This window comes from Hassallia byssoidea VB512170, from assembly GCF_000817785.2.
Lineage (GTDB): Bacteria > Cyanobacteriota > Cyanobacteriia > Cyanobacteriales > Nostocaceae > Hassallia > Hassallia carrinoi.
This window is the reverse complement of sequence record NZ_JTCM02000018.1, coordinates 62,329-85,547: the sequence shown is the minus strand read 5'-3', so window position 1 is coordinate 85,547 and position 23,219 is coordinate 62,329. Positions and strand designations below refer to the sequence as shown.

Genomic DNA, 23,219 nt, shown 5'->3' with positions numbered 1-23,219 from the left:
CTACACTTTCTTCAATCACGATCTGCAAACGACGAGGCATCTCTACGCACCTTCTGGATATCCATCTATTCTATGCAACTTCACATAAAATTGGTATAGGTGGTGTAAATATGTCAATTGACTTAGCAGCAGAAAAGCTAATTGCAGCAGAACGGGAAGGAGAAAAAATTGCTGTGGAAGTCAAAAGCTTTTTAGAGAGATCGTCTGCAATCTCAGAATTTCATACAGCATTAGGTCAATTTATCAATTATCGAGGGGCACTGAGGCGCAGAGAGCCAGAACGTATTTTATATTTAGCAGTGCCTCTGACAACTTACAAAACTTTTTTTCAGCTTGATTTTCCCAAGGAAATGGTGCTAGAAAATCAAGTCAAGATGATTATTTATGATATAAAGCATGAGGTAATTGCTGAATGGAAAAACTAGCACAATACCGCCAACTTGTACAGCAGATGCTTTCCGAATACGGCAAGCAAAAACCTGCTTATGGGGATATAGAAGTTGAGAAAATTTTTGATACAGAACGCGACCATTACCAAATCGTTCATGTAGGCTGGGAAGGTCAGGATTGGGTACATAGCTGTATCATCCACATTGATATTAAAGGCGAAAAAATTTGGCTTCAGTGGAATAGTACAGAAGATGATATTGCCGCTGATTTGGTTGCTGCGGGAGTTCCAAAAGAAGATATTGTGCTGGGGTTTCAGTCACCATTTATGAGGCAGTTTACAGAATACGCTGTAAGTTAGGTCTTTTCAGACGAGAGAACTGGTAAATCTAAATATTTTTAAATTATTTACCGAGATATTTTATAAATTCGGTATTATTTGTGTCACACCCCAACCCAGCCAGCAAGCAGAAATACGTGTCTAGATTCTCTCGGCAAAAAGCCAAAACCCAAAGTTGCATCAAGTTGGTATCTTGGTCAATGACAGCAGCACTGGCATTAGGGCTGCTAGTAAGTATACCAAAAGAGGTGACAGGACAATCTCAGCCGCCACCGTCAGCACAACAGTTAGCAGAGTTGGAAGAAGCTACGCGACTGAATGAACAAGTCTTGCAGTTGTATAAGGAAGGTAAATACAGTCAAGCCATCCCCTTAGCAGAACGCGCACTAGAAATTAGAGAGAAACTACTGGGCAAAGAAAATCTGGATGTCGCTGGTAGCCTGAACAATTTGGCTTTTCTGTACCAACATCAGGGTAGCTATCAAAAAGCTGAACCTCTGTATGTGCGATCGCTGGCAATTTTCGAGAAAGCACTAGGTAAAGAACATCCTCTTGTCGCTACTAGCCTGAACAATTTGGCTGAACTGTACCGAGTACAGGGGAGCTATCAAAAAGCGGAACCTCTGTATTTGCGATCGCTGGCAATTGACGAGAAAGCACTAGGGACAGAACATCCGGATGTTGCCATTGACCTGAACAATTTGGCTCTATTGTACCAAGCACAAGGAAGCTATCAAAAAGCGGAACCTTTGTATGTGCGAGCGCTGGCAATTTGGGAGAAAGTACTGGGTAAAAAACATCCAAATGTCGCAACTAGCCTGAATAATTTGGGAGTATTGTACTCTTCACAGGGAAGCTATGAAAAAGCCGAACCTTTGTATGTGCGCTCACTAGCAATTAGAGAGAAAGTACTGGGTAAAGAACATCCAGATGTCGCAGCTAGCCTGAACAATTTGGCAGAACTATACCGAGTACAGGGAAGCTATGAAAAAGCTGAACCTTTGTATGTGCGAGCACTGGCAATTTGGGAGAAAGTACTGGGTAAAGAACATCCAAATGTCGCTCTTAGCCTGAATAATTTGGGAGTATTGTACGAAGCACAAAATGACATCACCCGTGCCACTGATTTCTATAGTCGGGGGTTCGCAGTTCAAGAACATAATCTTGACCTCATCTTTGCTGTCGGCTCAGAACAGAGAAAACAAAATTACGCCAGAACTTTTACAAAGAGTACGAATAGTATCATTTCCCTATCCCTTCAACAAGCTACCAACAACCCCGCAGTCGCAAAGTTAGCACTTACCACAGTACTACGTCGCAAAGGACTTGTCCTAGATGCCGTTACAGACAACATACAAACGCTACAAAGTCAACTAGCAGACAAACCAGAAACCAAAAAATTATTTGATGACTGGTTGAACGTTAATCAAGAGTTATCAACATTAGTATACAAAGGACATGGAAAGCAAAGTCCCACTGAATATAAAGCTAAATTTCACGAACTCGAAGCAGAGAAAGAACGTTTAGAAGAAACTATCAGCACCAAAAGCGCTGAATTTCGCACCGCTACGCAACCAGTAGAGTTAGCAGCGATCCAAGCTACGATCCCCAAAGATGCAGCACTCGTAGAAATCGTGCTGTATTACCCATTTAATGCTAAAGCTAAATCGGATGCTCAAACATGGGGTAAACAGCGTTATGCTGCTGCGGTGCTGCGTTCATTGGGTGAACCAAAGTGGGTTGATTTGGGTGATGCTGCAACTATTGATAAGTCTGTTGCTGATTTGCGAACAGTGTTAAAACAAAAACCACCTGATCCTTACACATATCGTGTTGCTCCTCCTGCAAAGAAGCCTACCCAATCACTTGAGCAGTTAACCCGCAAATTAGATGAGCAAGTCATGGCTCCGATTCGTCCACTGTTAGGCGATGCACGTCATTTGCTATTATCACCAGATGGACAGTTAACACTAATTCCTTTTGAAGCGCTGAAAGACGAGCAAAATAAATATTTAATTCAACGTTACGCTTTCTCATATCTTACCAGCGGGCGGGATTTATTACGCTTTCAATTACCAACTAACAGCCGTTCTAATCCGGTAGTGTTTGCAAATATCGACTACGACCAACAGGAAATAGCCACAGCGTCTGCTGTACGCGGTTCAGAAAATCGCCGTTCTGCTGATTTAGCTTCCTTGCAATTTCCTTCACTTGATAACACTTTAGAAGAAGCAAATAAAATCAAAGGGATTTTCTCAGATACAAAAATCATTTCTGGTAAGCAAGCGACGGAAGCTGTTATTAAACAACTTCAAGCTCCGAGTATATTGCATTTAGCGACTCATGGTTTCTTTGTTCCCGACCAACAACAAGACCTTGTAGAGACGCGATTAATCGCGTCACTACATCTGGAAAATCCCTTGTTGCGTTCCGGTTTAGCTTTGGCTGGTATTAACAATCGCACTAAAGCATTATCAAATACTAACGATGGTGTTCTCACAGCTTTGGAAGTTGCCGGCTTAAATTTACGGGGAACGCAGTTAGTAGTACTTTCCGCTTGTGAAACTGGATTGGGTGATGTGAAGGTCGGAGATGGACTTTATGGTTTGCGTCGTGCTTTAGTAATTGCAGGTTCTCAAAGTCAAGTCTTGAGTTTATGGATAGTAGACGATGCTGGGACAAAAGATTTAATGGTGAAGTATTACCAAAATTTGAAAGCGGGTAAGGGTAGACATGAAGCATTACGAGAAGCGCAAATGAACTTGTTGAAAACACCCGGATATGAGCATCCTTATTATTGGGCAAGTTTTGTCCCTTCCGGTGATTGGAGTGCGCTTAAATAGTGAAGTTCGTAGTAAGCGCTTAAGCGCTTATTTTCAGCACTGAAGTGCTGACTACGAAATCAAAATCGATTTACTTATCTCGCAATCAAGTAAACAAACTGAAATCAACCTGAAAAAAATCTCCTAAAGCCTTGGCTTTAACTTTGCTAATTTCTCGTTTACCATTTACAACTTCGGAAACAATTTTTTTAGAACCAATCACACCTACTAAATCTGACTGTTTAATCTCTTTTTGTTCCATCAGAAAAAGTAACATAGAATGAGGTGTAGATGCTTGACCTGGAGAATAATGTTTCTGTTCAAATTTTTCAATTAAAATAATTAGCAACTCATAAAGCTCATTTTCTTCAAGTGTGCGATTTGAGCGATGCATTAGTTCTTCGACAACAGCCAAAGCTTTTTCATTTTCTTCTTCATTTCTAATGATTTTTGGTTGATAATTAATTAATAGTTCCTTGTATTTATCTGGGTTAAAAGTAAGGGTCATTTTTCCAATCCTCCTTATCATATTCAGCATGGGTAAGGATATATTTAATATAAACTAATTGCTTTTCGTAATCTATACTGACAATTAAGCGATATTTATTACCTTTAATATTAAATACTGTAAAATTACCAACCGCTTCAGCTTTAGGAAAAACAGATTGCACCTCAATTAAACTAGACCAATCTGCTTTATCGGCAATTTTGTACCAGTTATCAACAGCATCACAACAATCAGCGTGTTTTTCACAATATTCTCTTAAACGTCGGTAGCTGATAACGTGCATTTCCCATAACTTCTCAATCAAAACAGCCACAACCAAATCGGCAGAGTAACTAACAATACCATAGACCCTGCTGCCAATGCCGTAACTGCGAGATCGCGATCGAGATTAAAGGTTTCCGCAATTACCAGTGTAGCGAAAGCTGGTGGCATCCCCATTTGTAAGACTATCACCTGTGCTGTTGCCCCAGTTAAACCAAAAAGTGGTAAAATACTACCCAAAATCAAGGGAACTAACAGCATTTTGATTCCTAAACTCATCCCCGCTTGTGGTAAACTACGCCAAGAATTAAGATTGCTCAATCGCATCCCAATTAACATCAAAGATAAAGCAACTGTACTCCAAGCAAATTTATCCAAGAAAAATTCAACTGCTGCGGGAATCGTCACCTGTCGAAACAGCAAACCAAATCCGAAACTCCACAGCGCTGGGTTGATGAAAATCGCTTTAGTAATTTGCCAATAATTCTGAACTCCACCCCCAAAACGAACCGCGATCGCTACACCCAAAGCATAAGCCCCGAAAAGTGACCCCAACATATCGTAAAATAACGCCCAGGCGAAGTATTTTTGTCCTACCATTGCTAAAGCGATCGGATAACCAAGATAACCTGTGTTACCCACCATTGATGCCAGAATGAAACTACCCTGAGTTGGTTGTTGAAGGATAGTATTTGTAAAATAGGCTTGACCTTTGATGCCTAACCAAGCTAAAAATGCTCCAAGTAAAATAGCTAGGTAAGCGATCGCTGGTGCAATCCAAATCTGTCCCGATAAATCAGCTTTTCGTAAAAAAGCTACAATCCCTATCGGTACACCCACCCAGAAAAGAAACTGAGCCAAACGGGTGGGAACTGGAGCTGGTAGCTTGCGTCCCAAGATAAATCCTGCCAGGACTAATCCCACCAGCTTGACGTATAGTTCTAGGATATTTGTCAAAATTGTGCCTAGAAATTCAAATGTATAAATCTTCGCGATCGCGTTTATTTTTATCCAGTCTACAATCTGTTATGGCGATTCAACAATCATCAGGAGTTGACCCTTGAATAATCCTGGGTTTTCTGAAAAACCGCAAAACTCATCTGCTGAGTCTGGTGACGAAATTCCGCCAGCTTTACGCGATACTCCGGAAGCAACACCTCAGAAGGTGCGCCAATTGCAACCTATGGTTTTAGCGATCGGCGGCGTGGTAGGATTTATTATGCTCGCCGTTATTAGTGGTTTTTTATTTTTCCTCGCTGCACCGAAAAAAACCGCTATTCAACCTTCCCCAACTAATTCCACTCCTGCAAATGCACAAACTGGCACTTCTGTCAACTCCCAAGATAACGCTGACACTGTTTTAGGGCATCTGACATACGCAGAAGCGCCAGAATCAGAATTAGCACCGATTTCTAGAGATGGACGCATCAAAATGAGAAAAGCTGCCGCCGAAAAGTATCAAGCGATGGTACAAGCAGCGCGGAGTGCGGGTGTAACATTGGTGCCAATTTCCGGCTTTCGGTCTGTGAAAGACCAAGAACAGTTGTTTTTTGACGTTGGTGCCCAGCGCAATCAAACCCCAGCACAACGAGCTGCTTTGAGCGCTCCTCCCGGTCATAGCGAACATCATACAGGTTACGCTGTAGATATTGGCGACGGTGCAACACCAGCAACTAATCTGCAAACAACTTTCGACAAGACAAAAGCTTATCAGTGGTTAGAAGCAAATGCAGCGCGTTACAGCTTTGAAATATCCTTTCCCAAGGATAATCCGCAAGGTGTGAGTTATGAGCCGTGGCACTGGCGTTTTGTAGGTGATCGCGATAGCTTAGAAACCTTCTACAAAGCCAAGAATATCAAACCCGCGAAGATACCGCAGTAGGGGACAAGGAGACAAGGGGACAGGGGGGCAGGGGGCAGGGGGCAGGGGGCAGGGGAGTTTGTCTTTTCGTCTTCCTTGTCTCCCCCATCTCCCTTGTCTCCCTTGTCTCCCCCATCTCCCCATCTCCTTGTCTCCCCATCTCCCCATCTCCTTGTCTCCCCATCTCCCCATCTCCCCCTCCCCCCATCTCCCACTCCTCCCCCTAGTGATTACTTCTTTTGAAAATACTCTTCCATAACTTTTAACGCCATCGGTGCAGCAATGCTACCACCGCCACCGCCGGAATGTTCGGCAAACGCTACAATTAGAATTTGCGGCTTATCAGCGGGTGCATAACCACCAAACCAAGCATGATTTGCTTTGACACCTTGACGCTTCCATGCTTCAGCGGTGCCAGTTTTACCAGCTATTGGCGGAAGTGTTGGTACATTCAAAGCCTTACCGGTACCTTCTGTAATTACCTGACGCAATCCAGAACGAAGAATTTTCACGGTTGATGGTTTCATATTTACAGGTTCGCGCCAGCTTTTTGCTTCTTGATTGTCTTTAAGCAAATGCGGCTGAACTCTGTAGCCATTATTAGCAGGTATGGCAAACATGCCGGCGACTTGCAACGGTGTGCTTAATAATGCTCCTTGACCAATTGACATATTAATGCTGTCGCCAACAGTCCAAGGCATTTTCCAAGCTTTCTGTTTCCATGACTCGTCTGGAACCAAGCCTTTCGATTCTTCAGAAGCGAACTCAAAGCCAGTTTTTTCACCAAATCCAAACTTACGAGTCCATTCAATTAAAGTTGGACCACCGACCCTCTGACCAATTTGGTAGAAAAAGGTATCGCTACTGTTAGCGATCGCTCCCGTAAATCCCAACGGACCAAACCCTGCATGGTTCCATTCACCAAATGTCGTACCCCCGAAAGTCAGCGAACCGTAAGTTTGCAATATTGTATTAGGAGAAAATTTACCCGATTCCAACCCAGCAGCGGTAGTAACTATTTTAAAAGTACTAGCAGGGGGATAAGCTCGCAAAGCGCGATTTAGCAAAGGATAATCTTCACCTTGTACCGTCTGCCAATCTTTTTTAGTAACTTTTTGTTTAGAAAAGATATTTGGGTCAAAAGTAGGGTGAGACACCATTGCTAAAACCGCACCGTTGTTTGGGTCAAGTGCGATAATCGTACCGTTGCGACCTCCTAAAGCTTTTTCTGCTGCTTTTTGCACATCCACATCTATAGTCAAGTGCAAATCTTGCCCAGATTTTGCCTCTTTCTCGCCCAAAACCCGCAGCGGACGACCTCTACCATCTACTTCTAACTGCTGCCCCCCCCATTCGCCCCGTAGCGTTTTCTCATACGCTTTTTCTACCCCCATCTGACCGATCGCATCTCCCAATCGGTAGCCTTCTTTTTTCTTTTCTTGCAGCTGTTCGGCAGTCAGTTCCCGCGTATAACCGAGTACGTGAGCCAAGGCTTTACCGTGCGGGTAGTAGCGAACTGCTTCGGTATGTATTTCTACATCGTGGAGTTCATTTTCATATTCCTTCAATGCAGTTACTTGCGCTTCATTCAAATCACGAGCAATCCGCACTAGCGAAGAAGACCTATAACCAGCCTCTTGTAATTTCTTTTCAATTTCCTCTTGCGGGATATCGAGAATTTGCGATAAACGCGGTGCAACTTTGTGCCATTCTTCTTTAGTATGAGCCATAGGCCACAAATACACAGACCGAGGATAGCGAGTGCTAGCTAAAAGTTTGCCATTGCGATCGAAAATGTTGCCTCGTTCCGGTTGTTTGGGAATAATGCGAATCCGATTTGACTCTGCTTGCTTGCGGTGCTGCGTTCCTTCAACAAGTTGCAAATATGCCAAACGAGCGCTCATTCCACCCGTCATTAATAAAGTAAAAACGATGAAGAATATTGACTGAAAACCCCGTCCGACTGTAAGTGTATCTTTTTTCAGCAAGGGCGGTAACTGTAATGGGGTCATAAAACAAAGAGTAATATTTAGATAATTCTTTGTATATAATTCAACAAAATTGTCACTATGTCAGCTAAACTCGCACACAGGATGTATTGAAAAAACCCAAGGGTAACTATCAGAATTTTCTATCAGTAGTGAGCAGTTTAGTGCTCTCTAAGCACTAAAGTGCTTACTACTAGTCTCCAGTCCTACCTCCAGAACCCTGAGTTTTAGCTTCGCCCTCAACTACAGGTTTTTGATACTTGCCTGGGTACTTCGATTGAAAGTAGGCTTCTAGCACTTGTAAAACCATCGGACCGCAATCGGTTCCGCCATGTCCCCCAGAGTTTTCACCAAACGCTACAACCGCAATTTCCGGCTTATCGCTGGGAGAATAGGCACCAAACCAAGTGTGATTTGGGCGACCAGTACCGGCTTCAGCAGTGCCACTTTTTCCAGATGATGGGGCAATTGTTGGTACGTTCAAACGCTGACCCGTCCCTTCAGTTACTACCTTTCGCAGACCATCGCGCAGAACTTTGATGGTTGTCGGTTTCATGTTTAAGGATGTGCGCCAGTTTTTTGCTTCTTCATTGTCTTTAAGCAAATGCGGCTTAACTCGATAGCCACCATTAGCAGGAACAGAAAACATAATCGCAGATTGCAGTGGTGTGACTTGCAAAGCACCTTGACCAATTGACATATTTATGGTATCGCCGACAGTCCAGGGTATCTTCCAAGCTTTCTGTTTCCATGACTCATCTGGAACCAAGCCTTTTGATTCTTCTGAAGCAAACTCAATGCCGGTTCTTTCACCAAAGCCATATTTGCGACTCCATTCGATCAAAGTTGGACCACCGACTCTTCTACCAACTTGATAAAAGAAAGTATCACTACTCATAGCCATCGCTCTCGGAAATCCCAATGGACCAAATCCAGCGTGATTCCATTCACCAAAAGTCACCCCACCGACAGTTAGCGAACCGAAAGTTTGCAACACTGTATCTGGAGTAAATTTACCCGATTCCAATCCCGCTGTCGTAGTGATAATTTTGTACGTACTCGCAGGTGGAAAGGCACTGAGGGTGCGATTCACCAACGGATGATCTTTACCTTGTACGCTTTGCCAGTCTTTCTGAGAGAGTTTTTGCTTAGAAAAGATATTTGGGTCAAAGGTAGGATAAGACACCATTGCCAAAACAGCACCATTCCTCGGATCGATTGCTACAATCCCACCTTTAGTAGTGCCTAAAGCTTTTGCTGCTGCCTTTTGCACGTTTATGTCTACAGTCAAGTGCAAATCGTTACCAGCTTTTGCCTCTTTCTCTCCCAATACCCGCAACGGACGACCTCTGCCATCTACTTCTACCTGCTGACCGCCCCATTCACCCCGCAGTGTTTTTTCATACGCCTTTTCTACCCCCATCTGACCTATGACATCTCCCAGTCGGTAGCCATCCTTCTTTCTTTCTTTCAACTGGTCGGCGGTCAGTTCTCGCGTATAACCCAGTACATGACCCAAGGCTTGACCGTGGGGATAATAACGCACTGCTTCTGTATGAATTTCCACGTTTTTCAGCTCGGTTTCATACTCTTTGAGTGCGGTAATTTGTGCTTCGTTCAAATCGCGAGCAATCCGTACAAGTGAGGAAGAATTTGGACCTGCCTGTATAAGTTTCTCTTCAATATCTTGAGTAGGAATTTCCAAAATTTTCGATAGACGCGGGGCAACAATTGACCACTCTGGTTTCGTGTGAGCCATAGGCCACAAGTAGACAGAGCGAGGATAGCGAGTACTAGCTAAAAGTTTGCCATTGCGGTCAAAAATGTTACCTCTTTCTGGCTGTTTGGAAATAATTCTAATTCGGTTTGCCTCTGCTCGTTTCCGGAGTTGGGGTCCTTGAACAATTTCTAAATATGCCAAACGAGCGGCAACACCCGTCATCATGACGGCGGTAAATATGATGAAAAATATCGACTGAAAACTTCGTCCGACTGTACGTGTATCTTTTTTACCGCCAAGTTTAAAGGATTGTAAAATAGACATAAGACAAATAAGGATTTCAAGATTAGTATTAACTGTATACAATTGCCCTAAATACCGGGCAGGACAAGAGTGCAAATTTGAAGACTGGGGAATGGGGAATTGGGCATTGGGCATTGGGAATTGATAATTGGGAATTGGGAAGGGGAAAACGGTAAAAAAATAAAAAGCTTTTTCCACTACCCATTACCCACTACCCACTACCCATTACCCATTACCCACTACCCATTCCCCATGCCCTATGCCCTATGCCCCAAAAACCAAAGTGTTATGTGTAGTCTGCTTTGCACTCATACTACATTAATTTACTCTCATCTAGTATTATCACGGTAGTCTACTGAGAATTATGGCTCAAACTTTAACGCAGAATCAGGGGGGGATGGCGGCTTTTGAGCCGCTTGATGTTGAACTCCATGATGTTTATAAGTTTTTTAACTTTGAAGCAGCAGTACACGGAATAAATTTGGATGTAAAACAGGGAGAATTTTTTAGTATTCTCGGTCCATCCGGTTGCGGCAAAACAACTACACTCCGTTTAATTGCTGGATTTGAAAGGGTGGATGCTGGCAAGCTATTGATTCGGGGTCAGCATATGACTAATGTCCCTGCTTACCGCCGACCTGTAAATACTGTATTTCAAAGCTACGCTCTGTTCAACCATTTGAATGTATGGGATAACATTGCTTTCGGTCTGCGTTTGCGGAAATTACGCAAATTAGAAATTGAAAGTAGAGTTAAAGATGCTTTAAAGCTGGTGAAAATGGAAAGTTTGCGATCGCGCTTTCCCAGTCAATTATCAGGTGGTCAACAACAGAGAGTAGCATTAGCGCGGGCATTAGTCAACCGTCCCGCAGTGCTGTTGCTGGATGAACCTTTGGGAGCCTTAGATTTAAAACTGCGTAAAGAAATGCAGGTTGAACTGTCGAATTTACACAAAGATTTGGGGTTGACCTTCATCATGGTGACACATGACCAAGAAGAAGCGCTATCTTTGAGCGATCGCATTGCAGTGATGAATCAAGGCAAAATTGAACAAATTGGCACTCCCAGTCAAATTTACGAACATCCACGGACACCGTTTGTCGCTGATTTTATTGGCGATACCAATTTATTCAGCGGTGAAATCGCGGCAGTAGACCCTGTTGCTGTGCGAATTGTCACAAAATCGGGACTTTCAATTGTTGTCAACCGCTTTGAAGATACACCAACTCAATTATCGCAAGCAGTGATGGTGAGTGTGCGTCCAGAAAAAATTCAACTCTCACTTTATCCCCCAAATTTGCCGACTAACTGCTTTGAAGGACGACTTGGTAATGTAATGTATTTGGGAACGCATGTTAATTATGTTGTCGAATTAACAAACGGTATTACTATCACTGTTTTGCAGCCAAATACCTTTGGCAGCTTACCAGACCGTGACAAACCGATTTACGTTTGGTGGGCAGAAACTGACTGTTTAGCTATTAGTCCATAGTCAAGAGTCAAGAGTCAAGAGTCAAGAGTCAATAGTTAATAGTTAAGAGTCAATAGTCAAGAGTTAAGAGTCAATAGTCAAGAGTCAATAGTCAAGAGTCAATAGTCAAGAGTCAAGAGTCAATAGTCAATAGTCAAGAGTCAAGAGTTAAGAGTCAAGAGTCAAGAGTTAAGAGTCAAGAGTTAAGAGTTAAGAGTCAATAGTCAATAGTCAAGAGTCAAGAGTTAAGAGTGCATAGATGTCTAGTAAGTATTTTCAAGAATTAAGGGTTTATCGATTGGCAGAACAATTAGCAGATGAAATTTGGAAAATTGTTGAACAGTGGAATTTTTTTGCTAAAGATACTATCGGTAAACAGATTGTACGATCGGCAGATAGCATTGGGGCAAACATAGCTTTATGTGTTGGAAGAGGTAGTTATCAAGACAATCGAAGATTTGTAAAAATAGCAAGAGGCTCTTTAAATGAAACTCAGCACTGGCTAAGACGAGCGTATACCCGGAAGCTGCTAACAGATAAACAAATAGATAAACTCAAGTTAATAATTGACGATTTAGCGCCTCAATTAAATGCATACCTCAAGTCAATTGGCAACGTCCCAGAAGCTTAATAACTATTAACTATTGACCATTGACTCTTGACCATTGACCATTGACCATTGACTCTTGACTGTTGACCCTTGACCATTGACTCTTGACCATTGACCATTGACCATTGACCATTGACCATTGACTCTTGACCATTGACCATTGACTCTTGACCATTGACCATTGACTCTTGACCATTGACCATTGACTCTTGACCATTGACCATTGACCATTGACCATTGACCCTTGACCATTGACTGTTGACCATTGACCATTGACCATTGACCCTTGACCCTTGACTGTTGACCATTGACCATTGACTCTTGACCATTGACCATTGACTCTTGACCATTGACTATTAATTATTAACTAATGACTAAAAGAAGAGAATTTTTAAAAGGAGTTGCAGCACTTTCTAGTTTATCTTTGGCTGGTTGTGGCTGGAGACTTGCAAAAGTGCGAGCTAATTCTAGCAACAAAGGTTCCCGTGACCAACTGTATATCTACACCTGGGCACAATATACCGATTCAGAATTGCTGCAAAGTTTTAGTAACCAATTTGGTGTAAAAGTGCTTGCAGATGTGTATGATTCCAATGATGTCATGTTAGCTAAATTGCAAGCTGGTGGAGGTGGTACTTACAGCGCGATTTACCCATCTGACTACATGGTGCAGAAGATGGTTGACTTGGGGTTGTTAGCAGAAATCAAACGCGATCGCTTGACTGGTTTTGATAATTTATTTCCCCAATTTCAAAATCCCAGTTACGATCCCAACAACCGCTACAGTATTCCCTTCAATTGGGGGACAACCGGCTTACTTTATAATTCAGAAATAATCAACCCCCCACCGGAAGATTGGGACTATCTTTGGCAGAATCAAAAGCAATTATCAAAACGGATGACATTGTTAAATGATGTACGAGAGGTGATGGGTGCAGCTTTGAAAATGCTGGGTTATTCCTTCAACTCAAAAAACGAAAGTGAAATCAAACAAGCTTATGAAAAATTGAAATCTCTCAAACCGGCGATCGCTGCTTTTGATACTGATGCATGGCGCAATCAAATTTTAGCAGGAGATTTAGTATTGGCAATGTGTTACTCAGCAGATGGGGTAAAAATGAATCAAGAAAATCCCAAACTCAAATATGTAGCTCCCCGCAGTGGTTCTTCGTTATGGACTGATACAATTGTAATTCCCAAAACAGCCCCGAATATCGATGGAGCTTATGCTTGGATTAACTTTCTCTTACAACCAAAAGTAGCCGCACAAATCAGTGAACGTTTAAGCATTTCCACTCCGAATCGCGCTGGATTTGAGCAATTACCAAAAAGTTTACAGAACAATGCAACTTTATTTCCCTCAGAGTCGGTTTTAGAGAAGTGCGAACGCGCAACTCCTTTAGGAGAATTTGAAGAAGTTTACGAACGCTACTGGACACAATTAACCAGCGGCTAGGAATTTTGGATTTTGGATTTTGGATTTTGGATTTTAAAGCTTGTGTCTAATCAAACTCGTCGTTTTCATCTAAATTCATCAAGCGATATCGCTGAATTGCCAAAAGTGCATCGCTCAAATTTTAACTGGCTGCAACCGTTGGCATTACTTGCGCCATCTGGCGTTTGGTTGTTACTTTTGCTGGTGTTACCCACACTGATAATTTTTGAATTAAGTTTAGTACCGGATATTCGACCGGGAGATTTGGTAAATCCCAGTGGATTTGATAATTATATCCGGATATTTGACCCACTTTATCTGCAAGTAATTAAGCGATCGCTTTTTTTGGCGATCGCCACGACAATAATTTGTTTAATTTTCGCTTTACCCGTCGCCTATTGGATTGCTCAGATGGCACCGAAGCGCTGGCGAAATTTACTTTTATTAGGCTTTGTCTTACCTTTGTGGACTTCTTCTTTACTGCGTTCTTATGCTTGGATTACAATACTCCGTCCGACTGGTTTACTTAATAGCTTATTCAGCAATTTTGGCTTGCCTAGATTAGATTTATTCAACCAGGATTTAGCAGTATTAATTGGCATGAGCTACGGCTTATTGCCTTATATGGTTTTAATTCTATATGCGTCTTTAGAAAAACTAGACAAGCGCTTGTTAGAAGCAGCAGCCGATTTAGGTGCGAATCCAGTGCAAGCTTTTTGGCAAGTGACTGTACCCCAAACTTTGCCAGGAATTGCTGCCGGTTCAATGTTGGTATTCATTACCGGATTGGGGGATTTTGTCGATCCAGAATTACTTGGTGGTGCTTCGAGTATGACAGCCGCAAGATTGATTTATAACCAGTTTCTGGGATCTGCCCAAAATTGGGGCTTTGGTTCAGCTTTGAGTATGACGATAATTTTAGTTGTTAGTGTTGCGATCGCGCTTTTGATTAAGTTTGGCGATGCTGCACCCAAGCGGTAAAAAATTTTCTCTTCTTCACAAATTGGATGTCCGTGTTTACAAAATGAAGAGGGTGTAGGGGGTAGGGGGTAGGGTGTAGGGAACCCCATAATTAAAATTAGGGCGTTGGCAGCATGGACGTGTGTATTTCTCGCGGCGGTTGGCGCGGACACTTATATTCTGTCCGTCCACACGCCGCGTACTACATATCGAGATGGACATATTTTCTTGCTTTTCCATACATAAATGTAGGGGCTTGTACCTTGTAAGGTGTGGGTATTTTCACTTTTTTCTACACCCCACACCCCACACCCCACACCCTGTTTTTGGTCATAAAGAGGCTTTTTCTTTTTTGAGAAAAATTTTCTGTGGGCGATCGCAACAAGTCAGAGAAAGCTACTACGCAATCACCCTTAGCTTCGTCTCCCGATCTTATACCAATTTATTCGGAAAAAAACCAATATTTCGGTTATTAATATCACCAATAACCACGCCTCGATCCAAAAAGCGATTGAACTCTTCACAAGCTGTTTCAGGCACTAAAGCGCAACTGTGGCAAGCCGCTAAATTGCATGAATCTGGTCCTTGTCCCCCTCTTTCTCCGACTTCCATACACACTGGATCGGCAGAACACCAGCTAGCCGCTAAGAGCGAAGAGCGCACCACAGGCTCAAAGAAACCAGGCTTGCCCATCCTCACAAGTCCTCCCATTGTCCCCTCGGAATCACCAGCAGCCGTGTAAATCAGCACTCCTGCCATTGGAGCATCAGGGTTTTCCGAGACATAAAGCCTTTCTCGCAGCGCTGCTGAACTGTACCCGCACTCAAACGTTAACCGATTCATCAGCAAGTGAGCAAATGTATGCAATAAGATAAATCGCGGCGTTATTTGGCGTTGCCGTAAATGTCGTTCCCCCTGTATCCTTTCGTAACGTTCCACCAAAGGCTGCACTCGGCGGTAAATTTCTACACCGTGTATCTTTAACCACTGACGCAAGCGATTTTCGTTGAATTCAATAAATATGCCTTCACCGTAGACGATGTAGGCAGGCAGCCATGTATCCTGTTGTGGTGGCTGATGCCATAAGAGAGATTGTAGAGATGGCACTTGTTGGTCAGTTTCCGGAAATATGCGGGTAAATCCTGTTAAAGCTCTGGTTTCTTTCAGCTTATCAACCAGCATTATTCGGGAAAAATAATATGCAATATCTGATTCATATTGGTTAATATTTATTGTTCTTATTTTCAGGTTTTCTTCATTCCGCTCAGTGCGAAGCACATTGAATTCTTCACGCCGAAAAATTGTTTCTGGGTCATCACCTTCGACAATATTTGTATTAGCGTTTGTGTCTTTTGGTGATAAAATAACTTTTAAAGCATCTTTGATTTCTTCATTTAAGAAAGGCTGTAACGGTTGAGGATAAAACTCTTTAAGAACTTCAGGTGTTACATTATCGCCCAATCTCGACAGTCGTTGGATAAGTGTTGAAAGAGGTGGTTCTTCTAGAACGGACATAAGTTCGCTGTTGTTGCCCCTTTGCAGATAAATTGCACTGCGCGTTTGTGCGTAGTAAACATTTGTAGCACTTCGCAAAGTACCCCGTAGTTGACAATCGCAGGTTTCCCTATCTTCAGTACCTAACCAAGGACGTTTACCTCGGCATTTAAATTCTTCGTTAGTGTCAAGTCTTTTAGTGAGACCATCAGCATCAGTAATGCCCTCAAGGGAACGTTTAGCACCACAATCACATCGGACGCTTAAACCACCAAGAGTTGCACTTCCAGTTCCAACTAAGCGCAACGGTTTATTGCAAGTTGGATTAATTGATTTATGCACCCATTCTCCCCAGGGGAAGTCTTGGATATGACCGCGATCGCACATAGCGATAATCGGAACCTGTACCATATATTTTGTTTTGTTCTTCCCTTGACATTCAAGACATTTGACTTTACCACGCGCAGTCAGGGGAAAGTCTTTCAATAGATTGCAGGAAGAGCAAAAATGCCATTGAGGAAAGCGTAAAAATGGCACAGTTAGATAAGCATTAGGAACCCCATCTCCTTTATTAGCTTTTCTGAAATCCGGGGGTAAGCGGAAATAATCTACTTCCAACAGAGCAGCTAAACGCCATTCATCTATTCTAAATTCGGACTTGTCATTAGCCTCGCTACCATCTTCACGCTTGTACCAATGGTCGATTCCCGCTGTAATTAAAGATGTACCATCCCTAACTACGACCATCGCACCCACGCCAAAAGGTGCAATTAACTGAGCGCGTCTTATTGGACCTTTAGGCATCTTCTTCCTCTCCTTCATTTAAGTAAAGATTAGTAATCTCTGCTTGACATTCCGCATCTACATTTCTCATCGACATTGGTGTAGCCCAAGATAAACGTTGCCATTCTCGACTAGCGTATTCACCAGCTACCCTAATTAGCGGTATATCAATATTATCTCTGCCGTTTCTCTCCCAGTTTGTGCGTTGCCTACCTCGCCATTCTGAAGCACGTTTGTTAAACACCTTATCGAAATTTTCCACTTCATCTGGGTCTATCAATTGAATGCGAGGAATAAGAATATCTCGGAGTTGTTCAATGAGATTTTCGGGGTAAGGTTCGGGGGTTTGGGCTATTTTTTCATCACCAGTTTGCCGCACATAAGTTGTCATGATAGCGTGAAGCGCTCTATCTAAAACTGGCGGTGAAAATGGGGTAACGCTGGTTGGTTCAACCTGTGCATAAAGTGAGGAGTGATAACTGCGAAACTTTTCAAAGTGCGAGCGATCGCGTGGTCTTGTGGGACTATATATTGTGACAACTAAACCGGGACGTTCCCACCACCGACGCCCAACACGTCCAGTAACTTGGATATATTGAGAAGTAGTCTTTGGTTGACCAACTACCGCCATCAGCGATAGTCTATCTATATCAACTCCCACTTCAATAATGTTAGAAGCCAAACAAACATCAACCGACGGCTGATTATTGCTATTGTCGCATTTGACTTCTAACTTGTTAATGGATTCTGGAACTTGGTCACTGCGTATACGCCCAGTCAGTTCCAAAATTCGCAACAGGTAACGCATTTGTTGCCAGTCTAAACCTAATCTGTTTCTGATTACCTTTAAGTAACCGGGAATATCAGACTGCAACAGTGATAAAGTTGTCCCTAATTCCCGCAAACTGTTAAAAAATACAAGCAATGTCCACCACGGATCTCGTTCCTCTGGTGTCAGGCTAACAGGTGCTTGCAAAATAGCAGCAGCAGTACGAACTTCAGCAGTTAGCAAAGACCTCAAACCAGGTGCGTGGACACCCATATAAACTCGACCTCGTTGCAATGTTTTATCTGCTGAATTACGAGCATAACGCGAGAAAAATGAATCTTCAGCATCAAGTCCTGGTGGGGGAAACAAAACTACATCTTCACGCCCATAAAGTGCTTTTACTTGGTCAGCATAGCGGCGTATTGTTGCAGTAGAACAGACAATTTTTGGTTTAATTTCTTGTCCGTTGCGTCTATCGGTACAAAGTTCTTCAATGACAGTTTCATACAGTCCTACAACCGAACCAAGAGGACCAGAAATCAAGTGCAATTCATCTTGAATAATTAATCCTGGTGGCGAATTTACTCTTTTTCCATCTGCACCAATTCCAAATAACGCCCGTGCTTTTTGGGCGTAACTCCATGCCAGCAGTGCAAATTTATCCACCGTTCCGATGATTAAAGATGGGCGTTTTTCGTAAATATCCTCATCAATTACATAAACTGGTAGTCCATTATGTTTGTGAAATTCACAAGCATTGTCAGGACATTTGAAAATTACAGTTCCACGACTTTGGTTGTAACCAAGAACATACAGAGAATTTGGTATACCTCTAGGAAGTTTTTCTTGATAACGTCCCATTTGGGCAGCGCACCAAGGACATCGACTTATCAAAAAGGGGTTTTCTGCCGATGAGTCACTTTGCAGTCTGTTAAATTTAGATATTGCGTCTGTGCGAGTATTCGGAGTAGTTTCCCTACCTACCCAAATGCCAATAGAAAACGGTTCTTTACCGAGTTCATTTTCATTTTGGCGGCGGAGATACTCCATCGCGCAAATAAGTGCAGAAGCTCGTTGAAACTGCTGTGCAGTTAGCAATCTTAGGGTATATCGCATTAAAACATTAACGCCTACATCCTCTGGGTTTTTCAGGCGTCGCATGAATAAAGCAAATGCTGATAAACCCAAATATGCCTCAGTTTTACCGCCTCCAGTAGGAAACCAAATTAATTCAACGGTACTGCGATCAGGAATATCACCCTCAGCAGTTGATTCGATGGACATCAACAGAAATGCCACCTGAAATGCACGCCACTTACCGCTATTTTTATCAGTTTGGATCAAGTTAGGCGCTTGATAATTCGTAGAGAAAGTATATCGTTTTGTCGCAATATCGTAATTAGCTTTACGAAGCTCGCGGCGACTGCAAATTTGCTGTAGTAATATGGCATAGTTTGCTAATTGAAATGCTCTCTTAGCTTGGGTATCATTCTGTAAGTAAATCAACCCATTTCTCATTCTTTGGGCTGCTCTTGTACATTCGTCTATGTGCCAATAAGCAGCATTTTGATATTCTTCACCTAGAGAAATAATTTCATTTCTTCTGTCTTCAATCCACTGTTCATAACGATTAACAACTTCCCACAAAGCTGCAAAACCATCATCACCTGGTATCAACCCAGCTAAGGAAGCCATTGGTACTTCTATACCAATATCAGGGGTAATGCTAGGAGTTTCAAAAGTAGGAAGGCATTCTGCTATTACAGTTTTAATGCCATCACTCGCTTCTTTATCCCAATTAGCTGCACAGCCATGTCCCACCCCATAGGTTTCCATTTTGCGGTAAAGTAACGCTAAGGACTGCTCTTCTTTATTATCAGAATTAAAGTCAGGTTTCGGATAAGGTAATATATGCGCCTCACCCTTTGGTGAAATAATAGTTGCTGCAAAACCTGCCTGAAATAAACAATTTTCATGACCACCAGATGCAGTTGTACGGTTAATTAGACAAACGGTTAACAACCGCACACCTTCACGTTTTTCTCTATCAGGTCGAGAGAATACTTCAAAACTAAGCTCAAGTCCATCTATTTTTTTAGTTTTGGTAAATTTTCTCTCTTTTACAGAACAAAGTTCTTCAGCGGTAAACTCTACGGTAAAATTAATAGATTTACGCAGCCACCATGTACGTTCACTTTTGCCAACTTTAACTTTTTTCTGTCGATAGCATCCACAATTGGTTGCTTCGATTACTAGGACTGAACCTTTGGGGAAATCAGCCAAAAAGCTTATACCCATGCTACTAGGTTTATAAGTATTAGCTGTTGATAAGTCAAAATCGTCTGACTCAGTTTCACTACTCTTTAATATTTCTTTTTCTATGTCTTCAAGGTTCTGCTTTGCTGATTCTGTAATTAGTTCTTCATCTGCTTCTATCTCTTCTGGTTGATTATTCAGGACAATATTTGTATCTACAAGATTTAACTGTAAATCCTCATTTTCTACTGGTGTTTCTATTGGGTGAAGGACACCAACGCCATATCTGACTAGCGGTGGATCTCTTTGCAAAATTTCTTCGCCGTTCTCTTGTTTCCAAGGTTGATAAAAATCCTTGTTGTCAGACTGAAAAGTGATTTCACCAGAACATTTAATCGGTTTTCCTTGGGGGGATGGTCCTACAAGTTCTTCCCGTAGTGCTTGAATAATTTTGTCTCTATTTGCTATATGGTCAGGCATTGATAAACTCACTATTTACTGAAAACGGATGTGCAATTTTTGAATAAGGAACTTTAGTGGTTTCCGTGTTAATATCCACTACCCGAAATGCCGTCATGCTTCCAGAAGCTGCTGACGAAAGCTGAAAATTTATTTTTCCTTGTTGCTGTAGTTGTTTAAAATTAGATTTATGCACCTCCTCAAGAAGTAATTTTCTAAGATGATGACCAGCTCTTATATGAGCATTCTCAATTGAACGTGCAGCTTCATGAAATTCGGTTAATCTATCTGCTAAACCTAGAAATTTTAGAATAGCATCGAAATCTTTATCATCCTCTGGTCTAATGCTTCTATAAGACATCCAATTGCGAATATTTTGTTTTTTATTAGCAAGTTTGGAACCTAAATTTCTCAACTTCCAGCTAACATCATCTAAACTACTCATCCTGACTTTACGCTTCAGACTAATTTTCCAAAGGTCTTGTAATTCTCTGAAATGTTGAGCTTTTTCTCCCAAAAATGAATTTGCTAAGGGAATGATATAGTCACCACCGCCACTTGTACGGAGAATAATGAACATACCACGTTCGATATTGGCAACGGGTATTTTTTTAACCTGGTCTTCACCATGTTGCAAATCAATTATATGTTGTTGGAAGTTAGCATCAAGAAATACTGCTGTTTCTCCCTCTAATAAAAATAAACGCGCGTCTACATCTTCCTCTTCATCAGTAACTAATGAAGAACGGGTGAAGTCTTTAGCAATTTGGCTCAAGTTAATGGGCGGTGGCAAAATTTCATCTGGATTTATATATTCTGCAACTTCTACATTAGTATATGTACTATTTATATTTTCTAATTTAGATCCATGATAAATGATGGTAATTTCTTTTTTGTCTTGATTTAACGAGTTAATAAATACTGATTTATTTTGCCATCTATCGTTTATCCAATTATATTGAATTACGTCTATTTCCTGTGCGCGTGGTGCAGTGAAGACGTAATCGGGAAACCAGCGTATTGCACCAATAACAACTAATTTATTGAAGCAATTGTTTCTCCGTAGCTGAGACGGCACTAGCAGTTCAATTTGGCGTAGTTTAGGGATAGCAGCTAATACATCCTCCACAGCAGGAATCAGGCGCGAGTTTTGGAGTAGCAAAGCTATATTTGAGTAATGCTCCCCTATAAAAACCAGCAGTGGATTATCATCTGATTGTGACAAACTAACTAGATTATCGAAAATAGTATATGCTGTTGAGGCAAAATCGGGATATATAGATTTGCATTTCTTCAAATGCTTTTCTAGTAAGTCAATAGTTTTTGGTTGACAAGCTGTGGGATGGTTAAACGGTAGTGGTGCTGCACACAATTTAAATCGATACTGTTTCAAGGGACGCAGAAAATTTTGCCAGTAATCTTCTGTCGCATTTTCGCCAAGTGACCGTTCAAAGTTTGTTATTGACAAGCAAAAATTCCGAAACTCACGATGCTCAAATTGATGTTGGGTGATTTTGACAGTGCTGCTACAAAAATAAATTTCATTCACAGATGATAGGGAAATATCAGTCATTGACGCGCTTCTTGATAAACAACCAGTTCAACTCCAGGGGGGACAGAGGGAATATTGTGTATTTCTTCTCCATCAATACGGTTTCCATATTCGCTGTTAATTTCTGTGACAGCTTCTTTAAAATGTGGTTCTGTGCGTTCGAGTAAAACAATCCAATGGGAGTTACGCCAGTCATCGCGCCATTTAATAAAGCCAGTTGCACCATCGAATATAGTTACATTGGGTATTAATTTATTTGTTGTTTCTGGAGGCTTATTACCCTGCGCTGATAATACTTCTGAGCGATAAGCTTCACCTTCATTTAAAAAATTACGTACTCGCAAAACATTATGTAAATAGCCTCTTTTTAATTCAGCTTTGGATGAATAATAGGCAAATGGCACTTGCGTTATTTCCTGTTGTATAATGTTAAACCGTCCAAGAATAGCGCATTCTAATCGAGTTGTTGTAGCGAATTCCTGCGTGTCAGCACCGATTAAAGCATTCAGAAATTCATTATGAGTAACAATAAAACGACCAGTTTGTTTTTTAGGAAGACTTATATGTTGGCTAGATGCGATCGCTACATTATGGCATTCTTCTCGACGAAGAAAGTCTGTTAGACCACCATTGCTTTTGTTTTCTATTTGGATTCGCAATCGTGGTTCACTGTAATCTTTATTTACACCCAGATAAATCCCTTTGTATCTCTTACCGTTTTTTTGATAATTAACTGGTGTTCCTTCTCGTAAGCGACATAGTTGTTCAAAATGACTGTTGGTATCAATCTTGGCGGTGGTAATATTAGCTCTCGTTAGTACAACGCCTAAAGCTGTTAAAGCTGCGGCATAATTCCTGGTAGGAATAGCAAAACCTAAAACTAAGCGATTTTTTCCAGTTTCAGCTTGTGCAACCCAACGCCCTATATTAATAAAAAAGGTTCCCCATGCCGGCAAGGGAACCCATTGGTTAAAATTATTAGCGAAACAAAGATTAGATTTGGCAAATACACCTTGTATGTAAGGAGAAATTACTGCTGTCATAAGCTAATAAATTACTTGACTGCTGTGAAGCAGTGGCATTGATTGCAGCACAACCATTAATGCATTTGTGCTTTCTAATATTTTAAAGATATTTTTTTGACATTATAAACTGTATTTTCACTGAAAAGAATAAAAGTGAACTGTTTAAGAAGACGCATAGAGTGCGGCGCAGCCCAGCCCTTGGAGCCTGGTAAAAT

The 23,219-nt window shown here is 41.7% G+C and carries 19 protein-coding genes; 8 read left to right on the top strand and 11 right to left on the bottom strand.

Annotated features, from left to right (window positions below):
* Positions 1–38: 38 nt before the first annotated feature.
* The 3 genes from PI95_RS11280 (at position 39) to PI95_RS11270 (ending at position 3,570) form a co-directional block, all read left to right on the top strand.
* Positions 39–425 carry an element excision factor XisH family protein gene (locus PI95_RS11280; RefSeq protein WP_052324693.1) on the top strand — a complete coding sequence of 129 codons (387 nt, stop codon included), beginning with the start codon at positions 39–41 and terminating at the stop codon, positions 423–425.
* Entirely contained in the window at positions 413–748 is a 336-nt protein-coding gene (locus tag PI95_RS11275) for a XisI protein (protein ID WP_039737500.1), read from the top strand. Before PI95_RS11280 ends, PI95_RS11275 begins: the two co-directional genes overlap by 13 nt.
* Before the next feature lie 116 nt (positions 749–864).
* The gene (locus PI95_RS11270; RefSeq protein WP_039738251.1) at positions 865–3,570 is read left to right on the top strand and encodes a tetratricopeptide repeat protein; all 2,706 of its coding nucleotides are present in this window, start codon (positions 865–867) and stop codon (positions 3,568–3,570) included.
* 85 nt (positions 3,571–3,655) lie between these two features.
* On the opposite strand, the gene PI95_RS11265 is transcribed toward PI95_RS11270, so the two are convergent.
* From PI95_RS11265 to PI95_RS11255, 3 genes are read right to left on the bottom strand one after another with little or no spacing between them, the layout of a single operon-like run.
* A complete protein-coding gene (locus PI95_RS11265; protein ID WP_039737498.1) occupies positions 3,656–4,057 on the bottom strand; it encodes a helix-turn-helix domain-containing protein in 402 nt (133 codons plus the stop codon).
* The gene (locus PI95_RS11260; RefSeq protein ID WP_039738250.1) at positions 4,041–4,340 is read right to left on the bottom strand and encodes a type II toxin-antitoxin system HigB family toxin; all 300 of its coding nucleotides are present in this window, start codon (positions 4,338–4,340) and stop codon (positions 4,041–4,043) included. Before PI95_RS11260 ends, PI95_RS11265 begins: the two co-directional genes overlap by 17 nt.
* Positions 4,341–4,357: 17 nt before the next feature.
* A complete protein-coding gene (locus tag PI95_RS11255; RefSeq protein WP_039737495.1) occupies positions 4,358–5,275 on the bottom strand; it encodes an AEC family transporter in 918 nt (305 codons plus the stop codon).
* Between the two features lie 103 nt (positions 5,276–5,378).
* Between PI95_RS11255 and PI95_RS11250 the strand changes: the two genes are divergently transcribed.
* A complete protein-coding gene (locus PI95_RS11250; RefSeq protein ID WP_039737493.1) occupies positions 5,379–6,200 on the top strand; it encodes a M15 family metallopeptidase in 822 nt (273 codons plus the stop codon).
* Here PI95_RS11250 and PI95_RS11245 read toward each other — a convergent pair.
* The 3 genes from PI95_RS11245 to mrdA (PI95_RS11235) all read right to left on the bottom strand — a co-directional run bounded on the left by PI95_RS11245 (position 6,175) and on the right by mrdA (PI95_RS11235) (position 10,211).
* Entirely contained in the window at positions 6,175–6,387 is a 213-nt protein-coding gene (locus PI95_RS11245; protein WP_163518800.1) for a hypothetical protein, read from the bottom strand. The two genes, PI95_RS11250 and PI95_RS11245, sit on opposite strands and share 26 nt — an antisense overlap.
* Before the next feature lie 22 nt (positions 6,388–6,409).
* On the bottom strand, positions 6,410–8,191 hold the full coding sequence (gene mrdA / locus PI95_RS11240; RefSeq protein WP_039737491.1) for a penicillin-binding protein 2: 1,782 nt from the start codon (positions 8,189–8,191) through the stop codon (positions 6,410–6,412).
* Between the two features lie 169 nt (positions 8,192–8,360).
* Positions 8,361–10,211, bottom strand: a complete 1,851-nt coding sequence (gene mrdA, locus PI95_RS11235) for a penicillin-binding protein 2 (RefSeq protein ID WP_039737488.1) — start codon at positions 10,209–10,211, stop codon at positions 8,361–8,363.
* A 343-nt stretch (positions 10,212–10,554) separates the two neighbouring features.
* On the opposite strand from mrdA (PI95_RS11235), the gene PI95_RS11230 reads away from it, so the two are divergent.
* Both PI95_RS11230 and PI95_RS11225 read left to right on the top strand, forming a co-directional pair.
* Entirely contained in the window at positions 10,555–11,682 is a 1,128-nt protein-coding gene (locus PI95_RS11230; protein ID WP_039737485.1) for an ABC transporter ATP-binding protein, read from the top strand.
* 238 nt (positions 11,683–11,920) lie between these two features.
* Positions 11,921–12,292: a four helix bundle protein gene (locus PI95_RS11225; protein WP_163518799.1), complete on the top strand. Its 372-nt coding sequence runs from the start codon at positions 11,921–11,923 to the stop codon at positions 12,290–12,292.
* On the opposite strand, the gene PI95_RS11220 is transcribed toward PI95_RS11225, so the two are convergent.
* On the bottom strand, positions 12,289–12,621 hold the full coding sequence (locus PI95_RS11220; RefSeq protein ID WP_163518795.1) for a hypothetical protein: 333 nt from the start codon (positions 12,619–12,621) through the stop codon (positions 12,289–12,291). The genes PI95_RS11225 and PI95_RS11220 overlap by 4 nt on opposite strands.
* 20 nt (positions 12,622–12,641) lie before the next feature.
* On the opposite strand from PI95_RS11220, the gene PI95_RS11215 reads away from it, so the two are divergent.
* A complete protein-coding gene (locus PI95_RS11215) occupies positions 12,642–13,727 on the top strand; it encodes a polyamine ABC transporter substrate-binding protein (RefSeq protein WP_039737484.1) in 1,086 nt (361 codons plus the stop codon).
* 96 nt (positions 13,728–13,823) lie between these two features.
* Entirely contained in the window at positions 13,824–14,687 is an 864-nt protein-coding gene (locus PI95_RS11210) for an ABC transporter permease (protein WP_201280403.1), read from the top strand.
* Between the two features lie 411 nt (positions 14,688–15,098).
* Here the strand turns inward: PI95_RS11210 and drmB are convergent, their stop codons facing one another.
* From drmB to PI95_RS11190, 4 genes are read right to left on the bottom strand one after another with little or no spacing between them, the layout of a single operon-like run.
* A complete protein-coding gene (drmB, locus tag PI95_RS11205) occupies positions 15,099–16,964 on the bottom strand; it encodes an MrfA Zn-binding domain-containing protein (RefSeq protein WP_039737483.1) in 1,866 nt (621 codons plus the stop codon).
* A complete protein-coding gene (locus PI95_RS11200) occupies positions 16,957–20,448 on the bottom strand; it encodes a helicase-related protein (RefSeq protein ID WP_039737482.1) in 3,492 nt (1,163 codons plus the stop codon). The genes drmB and PI95_RS11200 overlap by 8 nt, the downstream gene beginning before the upstream one ends.
* The gene (locus PI95_RS11195) at positions 20,441–22,000 is read right to left on the bottom strand and encodes a DrmE family protein (RefSeq protein WP_039737481.1); all 1,560 of its coding nucleotides are present in this window, start codon (positions 21,998–22,000) and stop codon (positions 20,441–20,443) included. Before PI95_RS11195 ends, PI95_RS11200 begins: the two co-directional genes overlap by 8 nt.
* On the bottom strand, positions 21,997–23,022 hold the full coding sequence (locus tag PI95_RS11190; protein WP_039737480.1) for a hypothetical protein: 1,026 nt from the start codon (positions 23,020–23,022) through the stop codon (positions 21,997–21,999). The genes PI95_RS11195 and PI95_RS11190 overlap by 4 nt, the downstream gene beginning before the upstream one ends.
* Between the last annotated feature and the right edge of the window lie 197 nt (positions 23,023–23,219).